The sequence below is a fragment of the Thauera sp. ZXT1-4 genome (assembly GCF_052598215.2).
In genome coordinates, this window is sequence record NZ_JBQWSN020000001.1 from 290,952 (window position 1) to 308,787 (window position 17,836).

Annotated in this window: 12 protein-coding genes; 9 read left to right on the forward strand and 3 right to left on the reverse strand. The window is 68.3% G+C overall.

Annotation, left to right across the window (positions count from 1 at the left end; all coding sequences use genetic code 11):
• Nucleotides 1-57: 57 nt before the first annotated feature.
• From ACUH78_RS01440 to ACUH78_RS01480, 9 genes are all read left to right on the forward strand, one after another.
• Nucleotides 58-783 carry an ABC transporter ATP-binding protein gene (locus ACUH78_RS01440; protein ID WP_445332457.1) on the forward strand — a complete coding sequence of 242 codons (726 nt, stop codon included), beginning with the start codon at nucleotides 58-60 and terminating at the stop codon, nucleotides 781-783.
• Nucleotides 780-2,663, forward strand: a complete 1,884-nt coding sequence (locus ACUH78_RS01445; RefSeq protein ID WP_445332456.1) for an ABC transporter permease — start codon at nucleotides 780-782, stop codon at nucleotides 2,661-2,663. The genes ACUH78_RS01440 and ACUH78_RS01445 overlap by 4 nt, the downstream gene beginning before the upstream one ends.
• Before the next feature lie 24 nt (nucleotides 2,664-2,687).
• Nucleotides 2,688-4,391: a formylglycine-generating enzyme family protein gene (locus ACUH78_RS01450; protein WP_445332455.1), complete on the forward strand. Its 1,704-nt coding sequence runs from the start codon at nucleotides 2,688-2,690 to the stop codon at nucleotides 4,389-4,391.
• A 75-nt stretch (nucleotides 4,392-4,466) separates the two neighbouring features.
• Nucleotides 4,467-5,114 (forward strand): YMGG-like glycine zipper-containing protein, encoded by a 648-nt coding sequence (locus ACUH78_RS01455; RefSeq protein ID WP_418362908.1) that lies wholly within the window; start codon nucleotides 4,467-4,469, stop codon nucleotides 5,112-5,114.
• The gene (locus ACUH78_RS01460) at nucleotides 5,111-5,668 is read left to right on the forward strand and encodes a hypothetical protein (protein ID WP_445332454.1); all 558 of its coding nucleotides are present in this window, start codon (nucleotides 5,111-5,113) and stop codon (nucleotides 5,666-5,668) included. The genes ACUH78_RS01455 and ACUH78_RS01460 overlap by 4 nt, the downstream gene beginning before the upstream one ends.
• Nucleotides 5,668-6,852, forward strand: a complete 1,185-nt coding sequence (locus tag ACUH78_RS01465) for a S41 family peptidase (RefSeq protein WP_445332453.1) — start codon at nucleotides 5,668-5,670, stop codon at nucleotides 6,850-6,852. The genes ACUH78_RS01460 and ACUH78_RS01465 overlap by 1 nt, the downstream gene beginning before the upstream one ends.
• 2 nt (nucleotides 6,853-6,854) lie before the next feature.
• Entirely contained in the window at nucleotides 6,855-11,078 is a 4,224-nt protein-coding gene (locus tag ACUH78_RS01470) for a hypothetical protein (protein WP_445332452.1), read from the forward strand.
• A gap of 142 nt (nucleotides 11,079-11,220) precedes the next feature.
• Entirely contained in the window at nucleotides 11,221-13,203 is a 1,983-nt protein-coding gene (locus tag ACUH78_RS01475; RefSeq protein WP_445332451.1) for an NHL repeat-containing protein, read from the forward strand.
• A gap of 121 nt (nucleotides 13,204-13,324) precedes the next feature.
• Nucleotides 13,325-14,356 carry a hypothetical protein gene (locus ACUH78_RS01480; protein WP_445332450.1) on the forward strand — a complete coding sequence of 344 codons (1,032 nt, stop codon included), beginning with the start codon at nucleotides 13,325-13,327 and terminating at the stop codon, nucleotides 14,354-14,356.
• A gap of 18 nt (nucleotides 14,357-14,374) precedes the next feature.
• On the opposite strand, the gene ACUH78_RS01485 is transcribed toward ACUH78_RS01480, so the two are convergent.
• Genes ACUH78_RS01485 through ACUH78_RS01495 form a run of 3 tightly spaced genes read right to left on the reverse strand, consistent with a single transcriptional unit; the run spans nucleotide 14,375 to nucleotide 17,810 of the window.
• Nucleotides 14,375-16,501: a hypothetical protein gene (locus tag ACUH78_RS01485; protein ID WP_445332449.1), complete on the reverse strand. Its 2,127-nt coding sequence runs from the start codon at nucleotides 16,499-16,501 to the stop codon at nucleotides 14,375-14,377.
• Nucleotides 16,502-16,506: 5 nt separating this feature from the next.
• Nucleotides 16,507-17,148, reverse strand: a complete 642-nt coding sequence (locus tag ACUH78_RS01490; protein ID WP_418362901.1) for a tetratricopeptide repeat protein — start codon at nucleotides 17,146-17,148, stop codon at nucleotides 16,507-16,509.
• Entirely contained in the window at nucleotides 17,145-17,810 is a 666-nt protein-coding gene (locus ACUH78_RS01495) for a hypothetical protein (RefSeq protein ID WP_445332448.1), read from the reverse strand. The genes ACUH78_RS01490 and ACUH78_RS01495 overlap by 4 nt, the downstream gene beginning before the upstream one ends.
• Nucleotides 17,811-17,836: the final 26 nt, after the last annotated feature.

Consider the following 17,836-nt stretch of genomic DNA (forward strand, 5'->3'; position numbering starts at 1 on the left):
GGCGAAGCGGAGCAAGCGGCGATGTCTGTGCGCAAGAGCGGTGGATTCAGGGTTCGCATGGATGGACTGCGAAAGCTGCGCACCCAGGGCGAGAGCGTGTTCGAGCTCGCGGTGCCCGCCTTCGACGTGGAGGCGGGCGAGTTGGTCGCCGTCGTCGGCCAGAGCGGTTGTGGCAAGAGCACGCTGCTTGACATGCTGGCGCTGGTGATGGAGCCGACCGAGGTCGGCCGCTTCGAGCTGCACCCTGGCGACGGACCAGGCGACTTCGACGTGCAGGCCTTGTGGGCGCGTGCGGACGAAGCTGCCCTCGCAGGCCTGCGCCGCGATTACCTGGGCTACGTGCTGCAGACGGGGGGCTTGCTGCCCTTCCTGTCGGTGCGCGACAACATCGCGCTGCCCGGACGGATCAAGGGCCTGGACGAGCGGGGTGAGCGGCTCGAACGCCTGGCGAGCCGGCTCGGCGTGCAGGAATGCCTCGATCGCATGCCCTCGGCGCTGTCGATCGGGCAGCGCCAGCGCGCTGCGATCCTGCGCGCACTGGCGCATGGCCCGCGCCTGGTGCTCGCCGACGAGCCTACGGCCGCGGTCGACAAGGCGCGTGCCCGCGCCATCATCGACGACATGGAGGCGCTCGCACGCGACGAAACCGTCGCCGTGGTGGTGGTCACGCATGATGTCGAGCTGCTCGCCGGACGTGCCGACCGGATCTACGGCTTCGAAGTGGAGCAGGTTTCGGCCCAGGTGACGCGCTCGCTATGCCGGCGCATGGAGCGGCTGCGATGATGCACATGCCCACTCCCGCGCCCACTCCCGCGCCCGCTGCCCGTCCGCGCCGTCCCGCGCGCCTGGTGTCGTCGCTGGCTGCACACAGCCTGTGGCACGAGTGGATCCTCACCCTGTGCCTGGTGATCGCGCTCGCCGCCGTGATTGCGCCGCTGCTGGTCCTGCTCGGGCTCAAGCACGGCACCATCGAGACCTTGCGCGACCGGCTCGTTGAAGACCCCGTGTTCCGCGAGATCCGCCCTGCGCAGACACGCGAATACCCGCCCGAATGGTTCGAGGCCTGGCGGACACGTGGGGAGATTGCCTTCCTCACCCCGACCGTCCTGCCCCTGTCTTCCGTGCTCGGTGTGGAGCCTGCCACGGGCGGCCGCCCGGAGCTGCTCGACCTCGTGCCTACGGCACCTGGCGACCCGCTGCTGCTCGAGAATGGCGGGGTGATTCCGGGCGCTGACGAGCTCGTTCTCAGCGCGGAGGCGGCGCGGCGCGTGGGCGTGAAGGCGGGTGATGTGGTGCAGGCCAGGGTGAGCCGCAGCCGGGCGGGGCACAACGAGCTTGCGCAGGCGGCGCTGCGGGTCGCGGCGGTGCTCGACGCGCGCGCCGGCAGCCTGGCGCGGGTGTATGCGCCGCTCGCCTTCGTGCTCGATGTCGAAGCCTACAAGGAGGGCTATGGCGCCCCCGCCCGTGGTTGGGCCGGAGATACCCCGGAGCCATACCTGAGCTTCGATGGCGCGGTGCTGTTGCTCGATGCTCCGCTGTCACCGATCCGTCGCAGCGGGCTCATCATCAATACCGGCTTCGGTCGTATCACCGAACTTGCACCGGAGCAGGTGGCCGAACGCCTCGGTTTCACCCCCTCCGGCGGCTTCGCCGCGTACGACCTGCATACGCCCGGGGCGGCCATCACCGTGTCCAGCCTGCGTGCGATCGAGCAGAAGCTGCGTGGTGAGCAGCGCATCCTGCTGCCCTACGTGAGCGACCTCAAGGTACGGGATGCCGGCGGCGAGCCTTTGCAGCTCGTCGGTTTGTCCGTGGACGCGGAGCAGGCGGCCCGCCTCGGTGTCGCGGCGCCGCCCTGGGGCGGATTCGCCCCAGCGGCGGCCACGCCGGAGCGCCAGCGCAGCGTGCTGTGGCCTGCGCAATCGGGCCCGGGTGCGCAGGCGGGGGCAGTGCGCTTGTCGGCGGAGGGTGTGGTCGGCATGGACTTCAGCCTGCTCCCTGTCGGCGACAGCGGCTTCGATCATGCGGTGGTGCCGGTGGAACTGCTGGGCATCCTGCGCACCGCGCGTCAACGTGCGGTGCTGTTCGACGCAAGCAGCGGCCGGTTCGAGATGGCGCGCGGCGGCTACCGCGGCTTTCGCCTCTACGCGCGCAGCATCGACGACGTGCCGGGCCTGTATCACGCGCTCGCGGCTGAAGGCATTGAAACGATTGCGGAAGTGGAGGCGATCGAGCGTATCCAGGTGCTCGACACCGGTCTGACGCGCCTGTTCTGGCTGATCGCCGTGCTCAGCATCAGCGGCGGCACGGCCGTGCTGGTCGCGAGCCTGTATGCCGCCGTGGAGCGTCGCCGGCGCGACCTTGGCGTGCTGCGCCTGCTGGGTTTGTCACGCGCGCATGTGTTTTTCTTCCCGGTTGCACAGGGGCTGATGATCGCCACGCTCGGGCTGGGGGCCTCCTTTGCCGGCTACGGCCTGCTCGCCGAGGTGATCGACCGCAGCTTTGCCAGTGAGCTGGCACCGGGTGAAGCCTTCTGCTCCCTGCCGGCAGCCTATCTGCCGCTGGCGGGCGGCGTGACGCTTGCGCTGGCGGCGTTCGCCTCGCTGGCGGCCGCCTGGCGGACGACGCGGGTCGACCCCGCCGAAGCGATCCGAGAGCAATAGCATCGATTCACGAGAGGCCCGTACATGAACGCCCTTCAATACTCTTCCCGAGCCAGGCAGCCGCTGCAGCGCCGTGCTGCCTGGCTGGCGGTGCTGCTGACGCTCGCCTTGGGTGCGCCTGTGGCTGCGGCCCAGGACGCTGCGCCGAGCGCGTGGAACCCCAAGCCGGCCGAGGGCGACCTGGTGCTGCCGATGCCCGATGGCGCAGAAATGGTCTTCCGTCGCATTCCCGTGCCCGGCGAGGGTTTCTGGGGCGACCGGGCGCGCATCATCCAGCTCGGTGACGCCAGTGGCGGCATCTTCGAGGGGCTTCAGCGCACGCAGGTGAGCGGCTCCTTCCCCGCGGCCGATGGCAAGCGATGGGAGATCGTGCTCGGCAAGTACGAGCTCACACGCGGCCAGTTCGTGGCCGTGATGGGCATGGAGGCGCTGCTGACCGCCAGCGGCGACCCCGAGGACCAGAAGCTCCCGACGCTGCAGGGGCGGGCGCTGCGGGACGCGCTGATGAAACCGCTGGCCTTCGTCAGCTATCAGGACGTGCTCGCCTTCATGCGACGCTACAACCAGTGGTTGTTCGATCCTGCGCATCCTGAACGCGTCCAGGGGTTGCCACGCCTTGAGGGTGTTCCCGGCTTCATTCGGCTGCCGACGGAGGAAGAGTGGGAGTACGCCGCTCGCGGCGGGCTGCAGGCGATCGAAGCGGGACGCTTCGACGATCGCCTGCCGATGCCGGCTGGTGAGATCAACGAATACGCCTGGCATCTGGGCAATGCACGTCACCAACTGCGGCCGGTCGGTCTGCGCAAGGCGGGGGCCTTCGGCCTGCATGACCTGTTCGGCAACGTGCAGGAGATGAGCGCTGGCGTGTTCCGCCCCGAGATCTGGCAGGGCAAGCCGGGCGGGGTCGCGGTGCGGGGCGGTTCGGTTTCCACGCCCGCGGCCGAGTTGCGCAGCGCACAGCGGGCCGAGCTCGACGTGTACGCATGGAACGCCGACCAGAAGAAGATGGAGGAGCGGCGCTCCTTCAACTCGGGTGCGCGCATGGCGATCGGTGCCAACGTGGTGGTGAGCACCGCCCAGTTCGCGCAGATCGAGAAGGAATACGAAGCCTACCGCGCCGATCTGCGGCGCAGCACCCCGGTCGGGCGCACGCTCGACAACCTGGTCGCGCAGGCCTCGGTGCAGATCGATTCGGTCGACCCGATTCTCGACCGTTTGATGAAGGAGAACGCGGCGCTGCGCGAGCCGCTCGCCGCGGTGCAGGCCACCATGGGCAAGGCGCGCGAGCAGCTCGAACTCGCGCAGCGCGAGAACGCGCGTGGCCTCGCGCAGGATGCTGCGCGCAACGGCGTGAACCTGTCGGTGTACCTGTCCAGGCTGGAGCGCCTCGCGGTGACGCTGACCACCGCGAAGGAGCTCGCCGCCATGTCCACCCGCTACGACGAGCAGGTCAAGGCGGTCGAGACCTCGATGGCTGAGCTGGAAACCGCTGCGCGCGAACAGCTCGACGGCTACCGCGACAAGCTGGCCAAGCTTGGCGAATACGACAAGGCGCACGTTGCGCTGGCTTTTCAGACCCTGGAGGGGCGTGAGCCCACGCGGCGCGAGCGGACGGTGCTCGAGGTGCTCAAGCAGCACGCGAAGGTGTTCGAGGAGACGCGCCGCGCGGATCCCGAGCGCTGGATGGAGGATTTCCGCGCCCGCTTCAAGGGTTTTACCGACAGTTGAGGACGGCAGGCCGCCTGGCCGTTGTCTTCGTGAGCAGGAACGTTGCAGACGCTTTCGACAAGGAGAATCCAGATCATGAAAACCGCAAGACTCAGCCTCATCGCCGCCCTGGTGGCAAGCCTCTCGTTCGGCTGTGCAAACATGGACGACCCTTCGCGCACCCAGGCCGAGGGCGCCGGGATCGGTGCGCTGCTCGGCGCCGTGGTCGGCTATGCCGTCAGTGGTGACGGCAAGGGTGCGGCAATCGGTGCCGCGGTCGGTGGCGGGCTCGGCTTGCTGGTGGGCAACGAGGTTGCCAAGCGCAAGCAGGCCTACGCGAGCACCGAAGAGTTTCTCGATGCCGAGATCGCCCGCACCGATGAGTTCAACGCCACCGCAGTCGCCTACAACAAGAAGCTGAATACGGAGGTCGCCGCGCTGGAGAAGGAGACCAAGACCCTGCGCGCGCGCTACGACAGCGGCAAGGTGAAGAAGGAGGTCCTGGTCGCCAAGCGCACCGATCTGCAGAAGCGCATCGACGACAGCAACAAGCTCGAGCAGACGCTGGCCAAGGAGTTGGAGGTGCAGAACGCGATCCTCGCCGAGGAGCGCGGGAGCCGTCCGGCCGGCGATGCCCACATCGCACGTCTGGAGAAGGAGGTTGCGGAGCTGCAGAAGAACCTCGACAAGCTGCGTGAGGGCAGCAGCCAGCTCGCGCGCATCGACCAGAGGCTCTCGGTATGAGTGCGACGATTCGGCTGGCCGCCGTTGCAGCGGCCGTTGCAGCGGCCGTGGCGCTGACCGGGTGCGCGAACCTGTCCACCGATCCGCGCGAGGGCGGGTTTCTGGGGGGCGTTTCGGGCTTGAGTTCGGGCGCCTATGAGGCCCGCGTGGTCGAGCGTGAGGACCGCCTGGCGCAGTTGCGCGAGACGCAGCGCGGGCTCGAGATGGAGCGGACCCAGCTCGAGTCGCGCAAATCCGACGCCGGACGCCAGCTTGCCGCCGAGCGTGCGCGGGTGAAGAAGCTCGACGCCGACATCGCAGGCCTGGAGAAGAAGGTCGGCACGATGACGACCCAGCAGGGTGCGGATGCGCAGCGCGTTGGCGAGCTGCAGTCGCGGCTCGCGGAGCTCAAGCGCAAGAGCGCGCAGCAGACGAGTGCGCTCGACGCGCTCGAGGGCAGCGGCTTGGGCGACGCCGAAACCGATCTGCGCCGCAGCCAGCTCGAGGAGCAGCGCCGTGCGCTGCAGCGCGAGTACGACCTGCTCATGAAGATGCAGCTGGAGCTCGCACGCTGATGCCTTTGGCCACGCTCCGTCCGCTCCTGTTGTCCGCGCTTCTGGTTTGGGCGGGCGGCGTGACGACGGTGCGGGCTGCGCCGGTGGATGAGATTCGTGCCCTGCTGGCGAGCGCGCTCGTCGATCCGCCGGACGAGCAGGCGCTCGCCCGGCTGGCGGGGCTCGATGCCACCGGGCGCGCGCCCGCGGTGCAGGCGGGGGCGCCCGACGCATTCGACGCTGCCCTGCGGGCGATCGATCGCCACGCGCGCTATTTCGCGGCCGATGCCTATCGTTCGCCGCTGCTGGGCGCGGCGGAATCGAGCGGCATCGGCGCGCGGCTGCTGGCGCAGGGCGATGCGGTGTTGCTCGACGTCTACCAGGGGGGGCCGGCCGATCGTGCCGGCATTCCGGATGGCGCGCGGCTGCTCGAGGTGGATGGCCGCGCGCTGGGTGGCCGTGCAGTGCAGGAGGTGGCCGTGCTGTTGCGCGGAGAGGTGGACAGCCGGGTGCGCATTGCGTTTGCCGATGGCGATGGACGTCGCCGGACGGTGACGCTCGAGCGTGCGCGCTTCACCCCGCTCGAGGTGGAACTGGTGGAGGCGGGGGCGCTGCCGGTGCTGCGCATACGCGACTTCGTCGGCAGCATCACGCGCACGGCGGCGCTGGCGACGGTGGCCCATCTTGGCCGGGGGCACTCCGAGGGCGCGCCGCCCGCGCTGGTGATCGACCTGCGTGCGGCGCCGGGGGGCGATCTCTACGAGGCGTTCGATCTGGCCGCCGCTTTTCTGCCGCAGGGGGCGCTGCTCGGCACCTTGCGTTCACGCTCGGCGCCGCCGCGCGAGGTCCGGGCGCCGGGCGGGCCCAAGCTCGACATGCCGCTCGCGTTGCTGATCGGCCCCGATACCGCGAGCGCGGCAGAGGTGTTCGCCGGTACGCTCCAGGCCCATGGGCGCGCCGTCCTGATCGGGGGACACAGTTTCGGCAAGTGCAGCTCACAGACCGATGCCCGGCTCTCGGATGGCTCGGTGCTGCGCTTCACCAACCTCGAGGTGCTGCTGCCCGATGGGCAGAGCTGCTCGGGACGGGGCTTGAGCCCCGATGTCGAGGTGGACGCGACCACGCTGGTGCGTCTGCCGGATCTGCTGCGGCTTGCGCGTGTGCGGCTGGGGACGGAAGGGCCTCGGCCAGCGGGAGGAGGATGATCGTGTACGAGCCCTTGCTGTGGGTGCAGTCCTGGTTCTCCGGGGCTGGAGAGGCAGCCGTGCGGCGTGCGCCAAGGGCGGCGCTGTTCCGGGTTGCCTGCTTCGGGCTGCTGCTGGCGATTGCGCTGCCGGTCTGGGCGCAGCGCACCAACGAAGAGCTGATGGTCATCCTCAAGGATGTGGTGGCGCGCGACCCGGATGTCGCGCTCATGGGCATCGGCTCATGGACCGGCGGCAACAAGAAGTACAAGGATCCGCTCGCGGCCGAGCATGCGACCAAAAGCCTGGACAGCGTTTCCGATCACGACATGAAGCTGCTGGTGTCGGAGGGCATGGACGACGCCTCGGCGCTGGCCAAATGGCGCAAGACCCAGGACAGCATCCGCGAGGCGGTCAAGCGCAAGTACGGCTCGATCGCGCCGGGCACGCGCGGACACCGGGTGCTCGGCACGATCAACGTGTATCCGCCCGAACAGCTTGTCGCGCATGCGGAGGATGCGAGCCAGGCCGCGCGCATCTTCCGTGACGAGCTCAAGGGCTTCCCGAACCTGGCGATCGATCCCGACACCACCATGTCGCTCAAGGACATCGAGAAGAAGGCTGCCGACGGCATCTGGGGCAGCGGCAAGGCCGCCTACGTGCAGTCCTACGAGCGCCAGACCGGCAAGCTCATCTACAGTCGCAACGGACGGGTGTGGGTCAACAGCGCCGAGCTCTATCACTTTGGCCAGGGGGCGATGAACTTCACCCCCGAGGGCTCGATCAGCAACGCCTTCCAGTGGCTGGACAAGGGGCGCGATGCGCTCGATGTCGGCGATCCGGGCAAGGTGGGCAAACATCTGCAGCGTGCGCTCGGCGACATCAAGAAGGCGCGCAACCTGCTTCGGCTGGGCAACAGCGCCGTCACCGGCGAACTGGACATGCTGGTGCGCAGCCTGCAGAGCATGAAGCCGGAGGATGCGAAGGCGCTGCTGAAGTCCGGGCGGGTGCAGCGGGCGCTGGCCAACGCCTACAGCGAAGGACGTCTGATCGAGGGCTACCTGCGCATGGGCGGCAAGGAGCGTCAGCTCTTCAAGCACGTGCTGACCGACCCGCACCCGCGCTGGACCAAGCTGCGCACGACCTTGAGCGAGCTGCAGCTCAAGCTCCCGGTCGACCAGATGGCGCGGGCGGGGACGGTCCTGATCAAGGCGGTGGTGGCCTATGCCAGCTACCGCGCGGTGGCGGGTGTCGCCGCCAAGGCCGGCGAGGAGGGCATGCTCGCGGCGGCGAAGCAGGCCGGCATCGAGGTGGCGATGATCGCCAGCCTGCCGCTGGGGGCGCTGGCTACCGCGGTGGACGCCATCCTGGAGGAAGCCAAGTCCTTCGGTTACGGCATGGTGTCGATGACGCAGGACTGCGACAACCTGCTCGCCGGCATCTCCCAGGTCAAGGGCTCCGAGGGTTTCCTGAAGGCGAACGTCACCGCGCGGGATCTGGCGGAGCGCTACGCCAAGGTCTCTTCGGTACGCGACCGGGTGTTCTATTTCGCTGATCAGGCGACCCAGCGCGACTATGGCGCCGAGCGTGGCGAGACCCTGCGCAAGGCCGACGAAGGTCGCCGCGATGCGCTGGTGAGCCGCTGCTCGGTGCCGATCCTGCAGCTGTGGCTGACCGAGCGGGTCGCGATGCAGGATAGCCTGGAGACGGCCTTGCTCAGCCTCGACACTTTCCTGACGACCCAGCCCTTCCTGGTTGGGTTCTCGCCCGATCCCGCGCGCCTGGCGGCTGCGCGCGACGGTGCGGATGCGCCGGTGGTGGAGGTCAAGGCCAGCGTGCGCTCCAAGGGCGAGTGGAAGGTGGTGCGGGAGGCGAATGAGTCGATCCGCCGGGAACTGGGCTTTCTCGGCGGCACCGACGGACGCGAGGGCACCTACGTCTACGAACAGGTGAAATGCAGCTGGACGCTGTCGCGCGAGGAGGGCGACGATCTGGTGACGCTGCGTCAGGAAGACGCTTTCTGCACCCTGGACCAGGCGGAGCATGAATGGGCGCTTGCCTTGAGCGAGCCGGGGACCTATCTGGTGGAGTTCGACTGGGCGCTGCAGTACTCGCCCTACTGCCCGCACTGCCCGATTCCTGCCGATTACCGGCGCACGCACAAGTACAAGACCGCCGGCCGGGTCGAAGTGATCCGTGACGAGGGGCTTGCGGTGGCGTGGGCGGGACGCGCCGAAGGGGGCGACAAGCTGCAGGCCCTGGGGCGGGTGCAGTGGCCGGGCGACGCCGCGGCGGCATCGGTTGCGGGGGCGGTGCGGCCGTTCGGAGTGAGCGCGGAGACGGGCGACAACCTGCTGGCGGTGAAGGTCGAAACCGCCGCGGAGGCGGACGCTGCGCAGACCTGGGGACTCAAGCTGCTGCGGGTGCAGGGCCCCTCCTGGGCAAGGCCTGGCGCGGCGAGCCTGAACGAAGCCCGGCTCTCACCCGGCGCGCCGGCCGAGTTCGAGCTGCCGTTCGCGCTCGGTGCTGCGCCGGTGGATGAGGAGGGCGAGCTGGTGCTCGACTTCGCGGTGACCTCGCCGCGCGGGGAGGCCTCGGAGCGTAGCCTGCGCGTGCCTCTATGGGTGCAGGAGCCGGTCAAGCTGGAGGCGCGCTTCGAGCCGGCGACCCGTGAACAAGCCGCCAGACTGACCCTCCGGCTGCAGGCACGGGAGACGGTCTGGGACGCGAACAGCGTGCGCGCTGCCATCGGTGGGCTGAAGCTGGAGCCCGTGATCAAGGTCGAGGACCAGGGACGCACGCTGCACCTCGAGCACCGCTTCGACCGGCAAACGCCGGGGGCGGGGCGCCACACCGTGCAGTTGAGTGTGGCCGACCAGCGCAAGCGCAGGGAGCGTGCGTTCAGCGTGGATTTCGACTATCTGCTGAGCCTGGTAATCGCCGAGCACGCACTGCGCCCGGTGGACGAGCCCGACGCCGCGCCGCGAACCGCGAGCCTGGAGGGGGGCGAGCGCGCCGCGCTGACGATGACGCTGGAGACCTTCGAGCCGACGCCGATCGCGGGGCTGGTGATCACGCCCATGACTGCCGCGCCGCTCGCACTGGACCCCGACATGCGGCCGCAGGAGGTGGCACGGCTTGCCCGCGGCAAGCCGCTCGTGCTTGCGCCGGTGCGCGTCGAGGCGCGTCCCGTGGGCAAGGAGGAGGACGCCCGCGTCGAGTTGCAGGCGCGTGTGGGTGGTCGCGCGGACGTGGTGCAGCCGGTGCTGCCGCTCAAGGTCGTTCCGGGCGAGACGCTGACCGTGGTGATCGACGGGCCGGTGGACGACGCCCGCGCCGAGGGCCTGCCCAACAACGCCGATGGGGTGCCGCAGGCGGGCGAGCGCGTGCGCATTCCGCTTCGGGTGCTCAACTTGAGCGAGTTGCCGCAGCCCGCCTACCGCCTTCAGGCCCGCAGCCTCGAGCCCCGCCTCGAGGTGCTCGACACCCAGGCCCAGCCCGGGCGGGCGCTGGTCCGCGGCGACAGTGAGATGCACTGGGTCGCGGCCAAGGTGGGCAAGGACGTCACCGGCGGCAGCCTGGGCTTCGGGGTCGAACTGCGCCTAGAGGGCCGAAGCGATCCGCTCGACTTCACCCTCCAACTTGAGCTGCCCGCGCTCGGGCCGCTGGCGGCACTGAGATTGCCGGCGGTGGTGTTCGCATTTGCGAACGAGGACACGGTGATTCCGGCCAGCCTGCCGCCGCGTCTGATGCCGCGCAAACCGGTCTTTGTGTGGGAGTTCAGCGATACCACACAGGTGTGGCAGAGCGCGGAGGGAAGGCTGGTCCGCAACTTCCGCAGCGAGGATTCGTGCATGGTGCGTGCGCTGTTGTACGACGGTGATACCGGCGCGCTGGTCGCGGCGGGCGGCACGCTGGTCGTGGTGCACACACTGGCTGGCACCGGGCCGGAGAACGCCGCGAACCGCAAGGCGGTCACCGATATGGCGAAGATGGTCGAGGGCCAGATGACTTCGGTGCTCGCCTCGGCGCCGGGTGCGACGCTGGACGAGAAGTACCAGTCGATGGCCGCTGCCAGCGGCGGCCATAAGGTGAGCGAGGCGCAGCGCCTGGCGATGCTCGAGCAGTTCGCCGCGATGAACGGTGGACAGGTGGATGTGGAGCGAATCCGCCAGGGTTTTGCCCGCCTGATGAAGGACCCCCCGTCGCGGCTTGCGGATCACCCTGCCGCCGCGGCGAAGCAGTGAAGACTCACTCGGACCTGACGGGCAACTGCCCGCAACGGAGTAGATCATGATGATGCGAAGCGAAATGCAAGGCTGCCGGGCCGTTGTCCACCGCACCACGAAGAGGCAACGATGGTGGCGTGTGCGGGCGACCGATCTATGCATGGCAGCCATGCTTGCGCTGCCCCTGCTCGGACTATCGCAAGCGGACGCCGCGCAGGCAGCGGAGGGCGAGCGTGTGTGGCGATGGATGCCGCCCTTCCATGTACAGGTACCGGCGAACTGGCGGCCGCGAATGGACGATGGCGGGGTCGGCTACTACAGCGCCCGCCATCCGGAGGCCAAGACCGAGGACATCCCGGAGGGGATGAGCGAGGAGGATTTTTCCAGGCTGCCGTTTGGCATGGTCCACGTTGGTCGTGAGCGCCCGCCGAAACGCGGCGGAACACTCGATGACATCCTCGGGCAGTTCAAGAAGATGGGTGAGGACGAAAAGGTGAGCAACTTCTCGCTGACCCAGGAGGACGCGATGCTGGGCAGTCGTCCGGCCGTCCTGCTGCGTGTTGGTGGCGATCAGCAGGTCCGGGAAGGACTGAGCGTGCGGCTGGATCTGAACATGATGATCGCGCGTGAACCGGATGCGGACGGAATGTTCCAGGCAGCGATGCTGGCGGGTACGAGCACTTTTTTCGACGCGCACACCGCTGCAATCAAGGCCATGCTTGCCGAGGCCGTCGAAGATCGCCAGCCGCCCCTGCGTCCCCTGCGCGAGATCACCTATCTGGTCGATGGCGACAAGCTCAAGTACACGTTCGGGCCAGCGGTCGCGCCCGATGGCGCAGTGGCGCTGGGGGACTGGAAGCACGCAAGGGTGCTGGTGTTCGCGGCCGATGGCAGCGTGATGCACGAGTGGGGAAGCAAGCATGCCTATAATGAGCCGTCGCCACCCGATGCCTTCAAGGAGGGCAAGGGGCTCGCCTTCGGGCCGGAGGGGCGCGTCTACCTGGTCGATGGTGGCTATGGGGATCCGGTCATCCGCATTTTCGAACGCGATGGCAGGCCGGTTGCGGCGCATGCGCTCGATCGGAAGACCCTGCCTGAGCGCGGACTGAAGGAGATTCGCAGTTTGTGGGTCGGCGAGGCGGGTGAGCTTTGGCTGACCGGCCAACGAGCAAGCGACAATGCCCCCGTGCTCATGACGCTTTCTGCAGCGGGCGAGATTCTCACCGAGATCGCCTTGCCCCAACACCACGCTGCCGCGCGTATGCCGGATGGCGGCGTGGTGCTCGGCGTGGACGGTGATCGGGCAGACCGGATCGTGCGTCTAGACGCGCAGGGCCAGCAGATCGCGGAATGGACCTATACGGGAACCGGCTTCGATCCGCTGCCGGGGGAGTCGAGGCAGTACTTCAGCATCGAGCACCTTGCGACGGACGGCATCGGCCGGGTGTATGTGTTTGATGATGCAGAAGACGGCTTCTGGATCTACTCTGCTGAAGGGGTCTTTCAGGAGGTGGTACCGGAGCAGGGGCTGGTGAACAACCGTTTCGCCGCACTGGTGGCTTCGGCACGTGGTGACCTGCTCGTTCAGGATGAGCCCGGTTTGGGTAGCGGTGATGCGCCGGCTCTGCGCTGGCTGGAGAATGCAAATCCGGCCGCGATCGGTGCCCCGGTTCCGGCTGCAGCGGCCGTCGCAGCGCCTGCAGCGGACAAGCGCGCGCCCGAACTGGTGGCGCTGGCCGCTCAAGGCAATCTCACGGTGCGTGCCCTGCGCGGCTTTGGCCAGCTGGAGCCCAAGCACGACGCGCTTGCGCTCCAGTTGCGCGCCCAGAGCCTCGACCTCTACGCGGCGGATGCAGTGGGGATCGAGGCGTGGTTGGTGGCGCATGCGGGCGGCAAGCAGGCGCTGCCGGAGGGCAGCATCGAGACCTTGCAGTTGCTTGCGCTCAAGCTGCGTGAGTTCGAGCCGAGGGCGCCCGAAACATCTGCGGGCGTGTGCGTGTGCGTCGATACGCGTGGCAACGGGCAGCACACCGTGATGAAGCACGGCAGCGGCGCGCCGCAGCAGGTGCGGCTGCAGGCCGGCGACATTAACGCGTGCATGAAGCTTATCGAGACCTTGCCCGAGTGTTCCCGTCAGCCTTGAATATTGTGCTCCAGCTACCCTGGGCTGACGACTTGCACAAGTGGGGTGCCGATGCCCGGCGAGGGGTCGGCACCTTCGTACCGGCGAGGTGCTGCAGCGCCCATCTTGACGGCGGCGCGGGATGAATACGCGCGTCGAAAGCGGCCGGCCGTTCGTGGTGTGGCTGATCGTGCTGATGCTGATCGCCTACGGGCTGCTCGGCCCCGTCCTGCTGAGGATCGGTGCCGGTTCCACGGCGACCATCACGGAGGTGCGTCGCACCGGCGGTGCCGAGCCGCAGTGGTTCAACCAGTACTGGTGGGTGGTGGCCTATGAGTTCAGGGCGGCCGACGGCAAGGTCCATGGGGGACATACGCGGGTGTTGGCGCATGACACTGGCCCGCGTGGATACGCGAGGGTCGAGCCGGTGGTCTATCTGGCTTCGGCGCCGTGGCTCAACGTGCTGCGCAAGGAGGCCGGCTTCGATGCGGGGACGGTCGCCACGCTGGGCGCCGCGCTGCTGATCCTGTGGCTGACCCGTGCGCGAAAAGGCGCGAGCAGTGCGCCTGCGCGGCGCGTGAGCAGCCGGGGGGCGGGAAGTCGGCTCGGCCGCGCGAGCGTCACGCACGGTGCCGCTACGGCCATGACGGTCGATCAATCGCTGCGCTGGCTTCTCGGCTACCGTCGCCAGAGCCGGCTGTATGCCTGGCTGTTCTTCGCCGCGGTGATCCCGGTGGTGTTGCTGGTGATCTGGCTGGAGGTGGGCGAGCTCAACGACGAGCTGCTGGGCTCGCTCGCCTTCTTCATCCTTGTGTTTCTGGCGCTCGCCCTGGGCTCGCGGCGGCAGACGAGCGCCGCCTGGCGGGCTGTGGTTGTGGACAAACAGCCTTCGGAGCAGGGCGCGGGCGGGACGCTGGTGCTGGCGCTGAAACATGGGAAGCAACGCAAGCTGCGGGTGTCCTCACCCCTGTTCGATTACTTCGCGCCGGGAGATGCGGTGTTCAAGCTCGACGGCTTCGAGTGGCCGGAAAAATGGGAGCCCGATGCGGGGCGCAGGGTGTGCATCGCCTGTGGCGGGGTGATCAAGGGTGAGAGGCGCACGACCGCCTGTCCGCACTGTGGCGCGCCGCTGCCCGCACATGAGGCGATGCAGACGCTGGCCCCGCGTGCGTAGTGCTGTGGTGCAGTAGGCTCAGCGCGGCGCGAACCCGCCGCCGACCGGCACGCCGCCCACTGGCTGCCCTGCAGGTGTGGGTTCGGGCGAGTGCTCGACCAGCGTGCGTACCCGATAGCCTTGGCGAAACTCCGCCTGGTAGCGTGTGCTGCCGGCCGCGTTGATCTCGGTGCGGGTGCCGTGCCACATGATGAAGAGCTGGCGTGTCGTCAGCAACGTATGGCAGTGCCTGGGCATGGCCGCAGCGATCGCGGCCTGGGATGCGTCGTCGGGCATCGAGCTGCGGTAGGTCTGCGTGAGCAAGCGTTCGATCTCGTGTTCCTGGAGCGGCTTGCTTGCGCGTTCCTGGGCGAGACGAACGACCTCGTCGCGCGGCATCAGCAGGAAGCTGAATTCGGTGCGTGCGCGGTCGGCGTGCGTGACGCGGGCTTCGAAAACGGTTCTCTCGCACGGGGTGTCTGCCGGGGGCTGTGGCCAATCCGGCCTTTCCGCCGCTTGCACGTTCAGCACGGCCTGTGCTCGCACACTGCGCCCGAGGTGGTCGCGCAGGGTGAATTCGAGCGTGTGCATGCCCGGGCTGGAGGGCGCACGCAGGCTGGCGATGGCGCCACCTGCGAGAGGCGTCGACTCGATGCCGACCGCGCTGAAGTCCTGAACGCCGCCGCGGGCCTGCAAAATGAAGCTCACCCACTCGCCCGCAGGTGCGGACGTCGGGCCGCTGACGTCGACCCCTTGGAGGGTAGGCGCCTCGGCGATCAGGCGTTCGATCAGACCGATCACCTGGTTGGTGCGGTCCAGCGCCGGCCGCAGCATGGGATAGACCGCCAGGCCTTCCTCGAGAATCTTGCGCGCATCGAGCATGTGCTCGCGTGCCTGGCGGAGCTGGCGCCCTTGGCGCGCGAGACCGTAGCCGGCGTTGTAGTGAACCCGGGCCTCCGCGATGATGCGGTTGGCCTGCAGGAGATCGCGAGCGTCTTCGATGTTGCGGTCGAGTTCGAGCAGTTTGCCCAGTACCCAACTGTCGGGCTCGTCTTTCGTGGCGTAGAAGGCACGCAGCTTGCCGAGATAGCTGCGCGCCTTGGCAAGCTTTCCAGCCTTGATCAGCTCGTCCGTTCGCAGCAGGCCCTGCAGTACGCTGGCCCGCATCGCCAGTGCTGCTTGCTGCTCGGCGATCGCTGCGTTCTGACGATCGTAATGCAGCTGAATGATCTCGCTGGTCAGCTCGCCCACTGCGGCGGCCGACAGGCTCACCACCAGGCCGTGCAGGAACAGCCCGCCTCCCAGCGCCCGAACCGCGACGTTCGCGCCGGTCTCCAGGCCATAGGTCACAAGGGTGCCGCTACTGCGTGCGGCCTTCTCCTGAGGGCTGTCGAGTGCCGCAATACCCAGGATGTCGCCGGCCACGAACAATGCGTCTACGCCGGTGCGCATGAACATGTCGAAGCCGCTTACGCCTCGCGCAGCCAATTGGTTGCGCACTAGGCGCTGGCCGGCGAGGGCGCGCTCGGGGGGCAGTTTTGCCAGCACATCGACCAGCTTCTCGTCGAGCTCGCGGGTGATGCGGCCGGTGCTGGCGAGCTGTGTTTCGGCCTGGCGGAGGAGTGTGAGAGCCTCGCGGCCGGCTTCGTCGAGGCCCTCATCCGAGTGGGCCACGATCCGCCGCAGCACGTCGTCGCCCTTGCCCGCGAGTCCGTCCGCATGATCGCGGATCAGCGAGGCGGCATACGCGCGCAGGCGCTTCTGCTCCACCAGCGTACGCAATGCGTCGCGGCTCTGAACCTTGCGGAGATCCCCCCAGAACTGCGCAGCGGCCGAGGCGTTGTTCACCAGCACGTCGGCAGCCGCATTCAGTTCGGCAGCGACTTGTCGACGAACCGTTTCGTCGCTGCTGAACCGCCGCAGCAGATCGTTGACCGTGTCGGCCGCGAAACGGACGCTGGTCTTTCCCGCCTCGACCTTGGTTGCACGTTTGGCCCAGTCTGGGTCGTCCTGTGGCCCCTGGGCGAACAGCGACGTGCTGCTGGTGCCGACCACCAGGCCGACCAGCACGCCGAGCAGTGCGGGCTGGCACAAGGGCGCCCGAACGGGATCCGTCCGCCTGGGTGCGGCCGCAGTGAGGCGAACGGCGGGTTTGCGCTGTGCCATGGTTTTCAGCGCCCCCATTCCGCCAGCGCGGAGCCGAGGCGTGCAGCCTGCTCGCGCAGTGTGCGTGCGCGTTGCGGATCGGCCGCCACCCACAGGCCCGAATCGAGTTCGTCTGCGAGCATCGCCATCGCGTCCGGGTCACCGCCAGCCGCGGCCCGCTCGAGCCATTCGATGCCGGCCTCGGGCGCAGTGCGCTCGCCTGTGCCCTTGAGCAGAAGCAGGCCGAGCAGCATCTGTGCGCGGGGTGTGCCGGCTTGCGCGTCCGATTCAAGCCTGACTCTCGGGTCGCTGGGATGGTCGGAGGTACTGGCGTCGTTGTCGATGTCCACGATTCCGCGTATGCCTTGGGTATCGAGCGTCGGGGACGCGGCGGACGTTGGCGCCGGATGAATCCCGGCTGCTTCGAGTTTCGACTGAAGGGTTCTGTAGCGCGTCGAAGCCTCGCGATAGGCCTGGAGCGCAGCCTTGCGATCGCCGTCTGCACCCGGCGTGGTGAGCAGGCGCGTGTAATGCTCGAAGGCGGCCTGATAGGCTGCGCGCGCTTCGGCCAGCTGTGCGGGATCGACCGCTCCCGCGGTGTGCGCCATCGACGAGGCGAGGGCGCATGCGAGAACGGCTGTACGCAGCCCGGTGGCCAGATGGCTCACCTTCCGCGGCCTCCGGAGTGGCCCCGCACCAACGCCTTCGGGCAGCGCGAAACGATGTAGTCGCGCACGAAGGCGAAGTCTTCCGGCGCGGCGTAGACCTGGTTGCGGCTGAACTTCTCCGCGAGGTAGATGACCCCGCGGCGCTCGTTGATCCGGATCTGCCGGACCTTGGTGAAGGTCGTGTGCAGGGACTGGCGCGACGCCGCGAGCAGGCCGGCCCCGGTGGTCTGTGGGCTGCTGCCGGCGATGCCTGCGAGCATGGTGACCAGCATCCGGGCCTGGTTGCGCTCGAACTGTTTGCGCAACTGGACGTGATTGACGCCGCGCGCGTCCATCTCGAAGACGACGCAATAGCGTCCGCCCATCAGCAATGCGAGCAGCGGGTAGGCAATCAGCGTCAGGACGACCACGATGCCGATCGAGAGACCACCCACCTCCGCGAAGGTGCGCAGCGCCGCGACCACACCGTCACCGTCGAAGAGGGTGAGGACGCCAACGAGCAGCGCCGGCACCAGGGCCGCAAACAGCATGACCTTTGCGACGGTGATGAGGATCGTCGGGTTCTTCCACAGATTGACCTCATGCACCCAGCGGAGAACCCCGTCCTGTCCGGACGTGATGCCCGAGCCGGGGAGGGGTTCCGCATCTGCAGCGCCAGCCATTCTGAACCTCCCGAAGGGGATGACGC

Excerpts from the sequence above, each read along its gene's own strand:
- ACUH78_RS01440 (WP_445332457.1), top strand. The coding sequence starts at position 58 with ATGGATGGACTGCGAAAGCTGCGCACCCAGGGCGAGAGCGTGTTCGAG.
- ACUH78_RS01445 (WP_445332456.1), top strand. The coding sequence starts at position 780 with ATGATGCACATGCCCACTCCCGCGCCCACTCCCGCGCCCGCTGCCCGT.
- ACUH78_RS01450 (WP_445332455.1), top strand. The coding sequence starts at position 2,688 with ATGAACGCCCTTCAATACTCTTCCCGAGCCAGGCAGCCGCTGCAGCGC.
- ACUH78_RS01455 (WP_418362908.1), top strand. The coding sequence starts at position 4,467 with ATGAAAACCGCAAGACTCAGCCTCATCGCCGCCCTGGTGGCAAGCCTC.
- ACUH78_RS01460 (WP_445332454.1), top strand. The coding sequence starts at position 5,111 with ATGAGTGCGACGATTCGGCTGGCCGCCGTTGCAGCGGCCGTTGCAGCG.
- ACUH78_RS01465 (WP_445332453.1), top strand. The coding sequence starts at position 5,668 with ATGCCTTTGGCCACGCTCCGTCCGCTCCTGTTGTCCGCGCTTCTGGTT.
- ACUH78_RS01475 (WP_445332451.1), top strand. The coding sequence starts at position 11,221 with ATGGCAGCCATGCTTGCGCTGCCCCTGCTCGGACTATCGCAAGCGGAC.
- ACUH78_RS01480 (WP_445332450.1), top strand. The coding sequence starts at position 13,325 with ATGAATACGCGCGTCGAAAGCGGCCGGCCGTTCGTGGTGTGGCTGATC.
- ACUH78_RS01485 (WP_445332449.1), bottom strand. The coding sequence starts at position 16,501 with ATGGCACAGCGCAAACCCGCCGTTCGCCTCACTGCGGCCGCACCCAGG.
- ACUH78_RS01495 (WP_445332448.1), bottom strand. The coding sequence starts at position 17,810 with ATGGCTGGCGCTGCAGATGCGGAACCCCTCCCCGGCTCGGGCATCACG.